At 34.3% G+C, this 2,466-nt stretch carries 2 protein-coding genes; both read right to left on the reverse strand.

Annotated elements, in window-relative coordinates; all coding sequences use genetic code 11:
• Positions 1-65: 65 nt before the first annotated feature.
• Positions 66-824 (reverse strand): IS21-like element helper ATPase IstB, encoded by a 759-nt coding sequence (gene istB / locus DX933_RS10305; RefSeq protein WP_123316355.1) that lies wholly within the window; start codon positions 822-824, stop codon positions 66-68.
• The gene (gene istA, locus DX933_RS10310; protein WP_449579676.1) at positions 821-2,356 is read right to left on the reverse strand and encodes an IS21 family transposase; all 1,536 of its coding nucleotides are present in this window, start codon (positions 2,354-2,356) and stop codon (positions 821-823) included. The genes istB and istA overlap by 4 nt, the downstream gene beginning before the upstream one ends.
• Positions 2,357-2,466 lie beyond the last annotated feature (110 nt).

Here is a 2,466-nt window from a genome sequence, read left to right on the forward strand (position 1 = left end):
TGTATTTCGCAAGTGAAAAGTGAACCACTTCGCAATTAAATTTTGAACCACCCTAAAATAAATAATTATTCATCAGTTGATTCGTTTTTTAACCATTCCTGCGTCTCACGCATTCTAAAAGATGGACCATTCATATTTAAAACATGTGATTTATGGGTTAATCGGTCTGTTAACGCAGCCGTGAGTACTTGATCATGAAATATTTCGTTCCATCTTGTAAATGGTAAGTTGCTTGTTATAATTGTTGACTTTCTTCCTGCTCGTAAGGAAAGATGGGTAAACAATAATTCTGCCCCTTCTTTATCGAAGGAGATATAACCAAGTTCATCAATTATAACTAAGTCATATTTTTCAAATTTCAGTTCAAATGAACGAAGCGTTCGATCTGACCTACACTCTTTTAATTGATTGATAAGTGAAGGTGCCGTCGCAAAAAACACTTTATATCCAGCTAAACATGCTTCCATACCTATCCCAATAGCCGTGTGGGTTTTACCTGTTCCAGGCGATCCTGTTAAAATGACATTTTGTCCTTTCTTAATGAAATCTAACTGTTTTAAAATCGGTATTTTTTGTTGTGCTTGTGGAGGCAACGCCTCCAAAGATAATTCCTCTAATAACTTCTTTTGCGGGAAATTTGCCGCACGTATTCTATTTTGTTTTGCTCGAATAAATCTATCTTCCTTTTCCTGCACCAACACTTGATGCAGGATTTTAATTGCTTGTTCTGGGTGTTTAAATGATGTTTCTTCGTTAACTAGTTTTCGTATACTTGGTAATCTAAGATCCTTACACATTTGAATAACTTGTTCTTTCATTGTCATGATGAAGTGACCTCCTCTAATTGATTAAATAATGCTGCATATGCCATCATGTTATCTTCCGCTTGTTTGGTTATATCGTCATTCTGCATTGAATGACCTTCATTCGATAAAGATTGTTCGCATAGAAACAAAATTCTTTCTGTCGAAACATGATCTAGCCGTATGGCTTTAAGCTGTTCAATGGCGCTTATCACTTCATCAATATTGTTATTCATTTGTATGTATAGGAGTAACTCTAGAAATTCTTTTTCTTTTCCTATATAATGTTCATAGTAGATATTTTTTATTTTTGTTGGTGCTTGCCTCAAACACTCACTTTGGGCAATAGCACCTTTTTTTCTTTCAAATGTTTTTAAATAATGATTAATATCCATAATCCATTGATGCAGTCCCCAACATCGTTCATGTGTAGCGATTAGCTCACCCTCTACAAATAACTTTATTTTCCTTGCACCTACCTTGGCTTTAATATACTTTCCAACATGTCCCTCAGGGACAGAATAATGATTTTGCTTAAAAACAATCGTACTGTATTTGTTAACTCGTACCTCTATCATATCTGCTGGATCAAAGGATGAAATGGCTGGTCTAGACTGCACTGCTTCTTGCCCCAATAATTCATGATGTGACACTTTATGTTCGTGATGAGTTCTTTTATTTAATTTTGCTAAGGTTGTTTCTAAATGCATACTTGCTTCATTTAAATTTTGAAAAGAGTATACCGCTGAAAATGCCTTTCTACGAATGAAATCAACACTTCTTTCTACATGACCTTTTTCATTACCTTTTCTTGGTTGGCATAATCGAATGTTAAACTCATAATAATTCGATAAATGAACCATGCTGTCAGTTATTTTTCTTTCTGTGCCAACGAATTGCTTCACGACTGTTCTCATATTGTCATAAGTAAATACCTTTGGTATAAAGCCAATATGATTAATAAACTCAGTATGAACATCTAGCACACAAACCATAGATTGAGATTCATAAATTCTCGCAAATCGATAATTACTGTACGGTAAAGTGAAAATCGCTAAATAATATACTTTTAATTTTTGATCAATCTCTAGCTTAATTTCTCCCCAATCAAATTCAACTTCATATCCTGCTTCGGCATGTCGACGAATAAATACTTCTTTCGCTTTTGATGTTTCTTTATTTACAAAATTACGTACCGTTGTATAGCTAATCTTGTGTCCTTCATCCAATAGTTTTTCATGCATATCTGTAATTTTCATTTGCTGCTTTGACATATAATGCTCTTTTTTCCATTGGTTTTCTTTGATATAGCCTCTTAGTTTGGCTTTTATTTTTTCTGTTAATGCTCTTTGTTTTCCTTTTCTTTTCTTGTAAGTTGGAGGTCGAAGGACCTCTTCCGTAATCGGTAAATCTTGTACGTCTACCTGCCTACTTTGTTTAAACTGCTTAATATATTTACGTACTGTATTCCTTGCTTTCTTTGTTTGCTTTGCGATTTTCCGTTCACTCAGACCTTCTAAATGCAATTGAATTATTTCTTGCTTCATCTTCAAAGTGATCACTCCAGCTTCCCCCTTAGCGACAGTTGTGCTAAGGATATTTTCTACTGAAGTGGTTCAGTTTTCAAGTGCGATGGTGGTTCAATTTTAGAGTACCATATACA

Source organism: Ornithinibacillus gellani (genome assembly GCF_003730295.1).
Classification (GTDB): Bacteria; Bacillota; Bacilli; order Bacillales; family Amphibacillaceae; genus Ornithinibacillus_A; species Ornithinibacillus_A gellani.

Coding starts and splice junctions, on each gene's coding strand:
- istB (WP_123316355.1), bottom strand. CDS start 824: ATGACAATGAAAGAACAAGTTATTCAAATGTGTAAGGATCTTAGATTA.